Origin of the sequence: Thiohalocapsa sp. (genome assembly GCF_022340605.1) — a bacterium.
Lineage (GTDB): Bacteria > Pseudomonadota > Gammaproteobacteria > Chromatiales > Chromatiaceae > Thiohalocapsa.
The window spans coordinates 1-5891 of the sequence record NZ_JAJDNQ010000166.1; the positions used below are offsets into that span (position 1 = coordinate 1).

Annotated in this window: 8 protein-coding genes, 1 tRNA gene and 1 pseudogene; all 10 read right to left on the bottom strand. The window is 66.7% G+C overall.

Going from position 1 to position 5891, the window contains the following annotated elements:
• Positions 1 to 414, bottom strand: a pseudogene (locus LJE69_RS20540) (RNA helicase); the annotation flags it as partial.
• A 649-nt stretch (positions 415 to 1063) separates the two neighbouring features.
• Positions 1064 to 1213 (bottom strand): hypothetical protein, encoded by a 150-nt coding sequence (locus tag LJE69_RS20545; RefSeq protein ID WP_296927936.1) that lies wholly within the window; start codon positions 1211 to 1213, stop codon positions 1064 to 1066.
• A gap of 80 nt (positions 1214 to 1293) precedes the next feature.
• Positions 1294 to 2526 (bottom strand): AAA family ATPase, encoded by a 1233-nt coding sequence (locus LJE69_RS20550; protein WP_296927937.1) that lies wholly within the window; start codon positions 2524 to 2526, stop codon positions 1294 to 1296.
• Complete coding sequence (locus tag LJE69_RS20555; RefSeq protein ID WP_296927938.1) at positions 2516 to 2725, bottom strand: hypothetical protein; 210 nt, start codon at positions 2723 to 2725, stop codon at positions 2516 to 2518. Before LJE69_RS20555 ends, LJE69_RS20550 begins: the two co-directional genes overlap by 11 nt.
• Complete coding sequence (locus LJE69_RS20560) at positions 2725 to 2970, bottom strand: hypothetical protein (protein WP_296927939.1); 246 nt, start codon at positions 2968 to 2970, stop codon at positions 2725 to 2727. Before LJE69_RS20560 ends, LJE69_RS20555 begins: the two co-directional genes overlap by 1 nt.
• 18 nt (positions 2971 to 2988) lie before the next feature.
• Positions 2989 to 3282, bottom strand: a complete 294-nt coding sequence (locus LJE69_RS20565) for a hypothetical protein (RefSeq protein WP_296927940.1) — start codon at positions 3280 to 3282, stop codon at positions 2989 to 2991.
• A 167-nt stretch (positions 3283 to 3449) separates the two neighbouring features.
• Complete coding sequence (locus tag LJE69_RS20570) at positions 3450 to 3653, bottom strand: hypothetical protein (protein WP_296927941.1); 204 nt, start codon at positions 3651 to 3653, stop codon at positions 3450 to 3452.
• 38 nt (positions 3654 to 3691) lie between these two features.
• Positions 3692 to 4726, bottom strand: a complete 1035-nt coding sequence (locus tag LJE69_RS20575; protein ID WP_296927942.1) for a site-specific integrase — start codon at positions 4724 to 4726, stop codon at positions 3692 to 3694.
• Positions 4727 to 5018: 292 nt separating this feature from the next.
• Positions 5019 to 5094: transfer RNA gene (locus LJE69_RS20580), tRNA-Ile, on the bottom strand.
• 124 nt (positions 5095 to 5218) lie between these two features.
• Positions 5219 to 5891 (bottom strand): RNA polymerase sigma factor RpoD (rpoD, locus tag LJE69_RS20585; RefSeq protein WP_296927943.1); only part of this gene is annotated, 673 nt, incomplete at its 5' end.

The window sequence follows — 5891 nt, forward strand, 5'->3', positions numbered from 1 at the left end:
CATGATGGTCTTGCCGGCGCCCGGGTCGTCGGCCAGCACGTAGCGCAACGGCTGGCGCGGCAGCATGGACTCGTAGACGGCGGTGATCTGGTGCGGCAGCGGCTCGACGTTGCTGCTGTGCACCGCCATCATCGGGTCGAAGAGGTGGGCGAGGTGGATGCGGTAGGCCTCGGCGGCGAGCTTGAGGTCTTCGCCGTCGGCATCGAAGGACCAGGCGCGGCCGGCCTCCACGAGGCTCAGGTCCGGCTCGTCGTCGCGGAACAGCAGCCGGTCATCCAGCGGGCCGTCCCCGGCCTTGAAGTAGACCGTGAGGGCATCGTCTCCGACCCGCTCGGTCTGGATCACCGTCGCCGGGCCGGCGGATGCGAGGCCCTGAAGCTGTACGCCGGCTGTAATGTCTTCCAGCTTGACCATGTGCGTTGGGCAGGCCGCGTCGGCTCCATCTGCACGGAATGGGGAGAAATCCTAACGCAAGAACAGTGAAAGCACTAGATTTGGTGGCGTGTCGATGCGGGTAGAGGGACCGCAGCGAGGCGGTCATGCGTCGAACACGATCTAGTCGCGGGACTCGCGCCCGCACGCGCGCACGCGCGCGCGGGCGTACCGGTCGCAGTCACGAAAGGCTCAGCGGTGCCACGCGCTGTCGCGAGACCGGTCACGAGCCATGGGGCCAATCGCTCCGAGAGAGTCAGTGAGGCGCGAGCCGGGGGTCGTGCGCTACCGGTGGACGCGACCTTCGATCAGGCGGCGCGCCGCAGGGGGCGGTCGACGGACGGCATCGCGCGTGATGCGGTCTCGGCGTCCGTGCCTTGGCGTCTTCGCAACCCTGTATGGCCCACGTCGGCTAATGCCGGCACGGCCACGTGGCTCAGCGGTTTGACGGCTCTAAGGGGGCTCTGGTGCACGCTCGGCGGGGCTCAATCTCGCTCGAAGTCTTCGCGCCGCCGCTATGCACTTACGCCGCGGTCGCTCTCGCCGGTGGGGGTGCAGGAGGCGTATCGGGCGCCCGATTGCTCGCCGTCCATGCGGCGGACGGAGGCGAGTGCGCCGGCGCACCCCGCAGTCAACCGCGCGATCTCGCCAGCGCGAGCGCGGCCGATGCGGCGGCGGGGTCGGCATCGGCACGGCGCAGGTAGTCGGCGCGGTCTACGGGATCGGTCTCGCCGATGGCATCCAGCCAAACTTCGATGTCGGCGCGCTCGTCGGCCGTCAATGCGCCCAAGGTGCCCGCAAGATGCCCATCTTCCTGGGATGGCCGCCTTCGGGAGTCTTGGCCACCTTCAGGGACTTCGCTCAAGCTCGGCTCGCTGAAGATGGCCAACGGCCCTGAAGATGGCCACGATTCAGGGTTGGGCATCTTCGGGCCATCTTGGCTACCTTCGCCGGGTCGGTGGTGGTCCGGCAGTCGCCAGCGCCACCCCCCTGGAATGCGGCCTTCTCGGCGATGACACCGAGTGCCTTCTGCGCTCGCCTCAAGGTCTTGTCCGCAATGCCCATTTGGCGGGCGTCGCGAAGCACGTCCTTGCTGGGCATCGGCCCGGCGGCCAACTCGTCCATCAGGAACTCGCGAGCCTCATCCATGGCGCTGCGCTCCTCGCCGTCGGTGACAGCTTCGGCGCTGGCCAACAGCTCACGGGCGGAGCCATCGAGCGCCTCGCGCCACAGGATGCGGGTCGTCTCGATGCCGCTGATGGGCTGGCAGGTCTCCATGTCGTAAACATATCCGCCGCCATCGGGGCCAAGGTTGGATTTCGCGCGGGCGAGCAAGCGACCGCCGCCGTCCTCGTCGGCACGCGTGGCCGTCGCCATGACGACGCGAGCCAGGGCACCGAAGCCCAGACTGCCAGTGACGCGCTCCACAGGGTCACGGCCTGCGGTCCCTTTGCTGAAATGCGAGATGCCCAACACGGCGCACCGATGCCGCTGCGCCAGATCGACCAGCGGTTGCAGCGCGTGTCGAACTTCCGCGTTCTTGTGGCTGTCTCCGCCGACCACCGACACCACCGGGTCCACGATCAGCAGCGCCGGTGGCTCTGGGAGGGTCGACAAGGCGTCGGAGAGCGCCGGCATGTCCTCGGCCGGCGCAAACGGGCGGGTGCCGTCTGCATCCCGCACCGCGGCGACGAAGTGCACGCGCTTCGGGTCGGCTCCGGCGGCCAATAGTCGCGGAAGCAGGGTGTCCGCGGGGTCATCTTCACCGGACCATATCGCCACGTCACCGGTCTGTGCGGCGCTGCCATCGGGCCAGCGCCCGCCGATGGTCACGGTCGCGGCGATGGCCATCGAGAGGGTCGTCTTGCCGGTGCCGGGGGCTCCCGCGACGATGTGCAGCTTGCCGGCGGCGAGCCAGCCGGACCACAGCCAGCGCACGGGCTCGGGGGTCAGCTCGGCGCCACTACGCAGGATGACGGCAGGTGTTTTGCGGTCAGTGGCAGACCGCGACCGCGTGCCGTTGGTCTCCGCTAGCGCTGGCACCTCGGCACCTAGCGCGGCCTCTATCTCGTCCAGCAGGGGGTCATCCGGCATGCTGCTGCCCTTCGTGTGCCGCCGCCCGGAGGCGATCCAGGGCGAGCCGGACGCGCGCTCGCGACTCGACAGACAGGTCACGGCCTGCGCGCATGTCGTCGCGGGCGAACTGCGCGATCAGCCGCTCCAGCTCGACATCGATGCCGGTACGGGCGGCCTTGCGGGCAGCCTCGCGGGCAGCGAGATAGCTCGCGGTCATCACTCCCCATGGTCGGCAGCCGCCCACCGGTCGCCGGTATGCACGTCATTCCAGGTGAGCCCGATGACCGCGAGGATGTCCTCGGGACGGCAGCCAGCGTGGCAATGGAACAGCAGCCGGTCGCCGGCATCGCGGATGGTCAGGCTCGGCGATCGGTCGTCGTGCGCAGGGCATCGGGCTGCCCAGCGGTCGGTGCCAGTCTGGATCAGCCCATCCAGACGGCCTAGAAACGCATCCCAGATCATGTTCGCCCCTCCCACCGATCACGCGGCCTCGTCGGACGTGGCGAGCCAACGCGCAAACCTTCGGCCGTGGATGAGGATCAGTGGTCGTTTGCCGCTGGTGGGCCGCTTCTCGATTACCGCACCGCACGCCAGCAAACCGTTCGTGTGGCGGTGCCGCACCAACCAGCGGAGGGCATGCTCTGTGCCCAATCCCTGGGGCTCCCACACCTCCCGGGCGTAGCGTCGGAAGGGGTATAGGTCGGTGATGCACGTCTGCGAGGTCGCGTCGGCGCTGGCGTCGTGGTTGAGGGAATGGTGAGTCGGTGTGCTCATACTCTGCTCCGCTGCGGGGATGTGTGCGACAGAGCATGACGGGGAGCGTTACGCGCTATGACTCGGGTTTCCGAGCCCGCAAGCGACAAGTCGAGCAACGGCTCCAAATTTATGATGCAAATACCTTTTTCTCGATTTTCGAGAATTCTCGTGTATGAAACTGCGTTCTAACGGGATTTTGGGATGAGGGCGTCGATGCCCTCTCGGAGCAGCCGAGCGGCAGCTTTCTCCGGGGTGGTGCGCCACTTGTCGGCGAAATCGTCCAGGGCTCTACGCTCGAAGCCAACAACGCGGATGCAGATGTGCTCGGGGCTCGGCGGACTTGCCCTGAGCTTCTCGACGAAGCGGCGCTGCCGCTCAGTGCTGGTCATCGCGTTACCGCTCGGCTTGGGGCCGCGCTTCCGTGGCATCAGCCATCCCCCAGCACGCCAGCAAGCGCACCTTCCATCAGCTCACGGGATTCATCCGCGTGCAGATGCACATAGCGTTGGGTCAGCTGCGGGCCGCTGCGATGACCCAAGATCGCGGCAATCTGGAATGCCGAGCAGCCGGCGCGGGCCAGGTAGCTCCCGCAGCTATGCCGAAGGTCGTGGATGCGGAGGCTGTCGATGCCGGCAGCCGTCAGCGCCGCATGCCATGCCTTGTCAACCTGGGGCGGAGTCTCGGTGGTCCGGCCGGGGAACACGCGCGGATCATCCATCCGCCGGACCTTGGCGTATGCCTTGAGGCGCTTGAGCGCATCGCCGATCAGCGGAACTCGGCGGTCGTCGCCGTTCTTCGTGTCGCGGAACAGCAGGCTCCCGCGTTTCAGGTCCACGTCGGCCCACACGAGCTTCAACAGCTCGCCGCGACGGGCGCCGGTGGCGAGTGCCAGGCGCACGAACACGCCAAGCGCCGGCCAGATGGTTGACGCATCGCAGGCTTTGAGCAGCGTGGGGCGCTCCTCGTCCTTCAGGGAACGGCCGAAGCCGCTGATGTTCTCCTTGGCGGCTCGGATGCCGGCAACGGGGTTGTCCTTCACGCCGAACCATCCGCCGTCGATGGCGGTCTTGTAGGCTGCCGAGATTGCCGCCCTGTAGCGGTTGACAGTCGGGCCGCTGCGGGGCTTGTCGGCCTCGGTGACAACCTTGCCGCCATGGGGGGCGGGCTCGGTCTTGAGCCGCGCGATGGCCTCCCGAACGGTATCGTCGTTGAACTCCGCAAGGCTGCACTCGCCGTAGTGCTCTCGCCACCACGCGAGCCGGCTCGGGGTGTTGTGGTCCTTCCCGGACCACTGGCGGATATAGCGGTCGATCAGGTCTGCGAGGCTGTGCTTCTTCAGCTCGCCACCGAGTAGGCGGCTCCACCTGTCGAAGTCCGCCTCGACCTTGTTGGAGAAGTCGGACGCTTCCCGCTTGGTCTTGAAGTATTGAACGATGGTCTTGCCCTTGCGGCGGATGCGCACCTGCCAGGGCTTACCGTTGCGGTCCTTCAATTTCGTGATGCTCGCCATGGTCGGAACTCCCGGAGTCCGACCGCGGGCTTACAATGCTCGGTAGCCATGCGCCGGACCTCTGCACTAGGTCGGTGGGTGGTCAGGGCCTCGGCGCGGCTGCAACCGTTCCGGGGCCTGTTTCGTTGCGGCGCCGGTAGGCACCACAAGCCACGAATTAGCACAGAATTCCGGGTAGTGGACTCAAATTGGACTCAGAGCACGGCGAGTCCAGGCGGCGATTTCCGCTAAGTCCTTGTTTTTATGGTGGGCCGTCTAGGATTCGAACCTAGGACCAAGGGATTATGAGTCCCCTGCTCTAACCGCTGAGCTAACGGCCCGGAACGGAGTGATGATGTCAGGCGAGCGGGTGCGCGCAACCACGGCTATGGTCGCGTGAACGGGGGACCGCGCTCAAGCCGTTGCGGGCGAAAGCCCGCAACATCTGACGCGGCGGCAGCCGCGTCAGTCGCTGTCGAGGAAGCCGCGCAGCTTCTCGGAGCGGGTCGGGTGGCGCAGCTTGCGCAGGGCCTTGGCCTCGATCTGGCGGATGCGCTCGCGCGTGACATCGAACTGCTTGCCGACCTCTTCCAGGGTGTGGTCGGTGTTCATGTCGATGCCGAAGCGCATGCGCAGCACCTTGGCCTCGCGGCTGGTGAGGCTGGCCAGCATGTTCTGGGTCGCCTCGCGCAGCCCGGCGGCGGTGGCGGAGTCGAGCGGCGAGATCACGCCGGAATCCTCGATGAAGTCACCCAAGTGGCTGTCCTCGTCGTCACCAATGGGTGTTTCCATGGAGATGGGCTCCTTGGCGATCTTGAGCACCTTGCGGACCTTCTCTTCCGGCATGTCCATGCGCTCGGCGAGCTCTTCCGGCGTCGCCTCCCGGCCCATCTCCTGGATCATCTGTCGGGAGATGCGGTTCAGCTTGTTGATGGTCTCGATCATGTGCACCGGGATGCGGATGGTGCGCGCCTGGTCCGCGATGGAGCGGGTGATGGCCTGGCGAATCCACCAGGTGGCGTAGGTCGAGAACTTGTAGCCGCGGCGGTATTCGAACTTGTCCACCGCCTTCATCAGGCCGATGTTGCCCTCCTGGATCAGGTCCAGGAACTGCAGGCCGCGGTTGGTGTACTTCTTG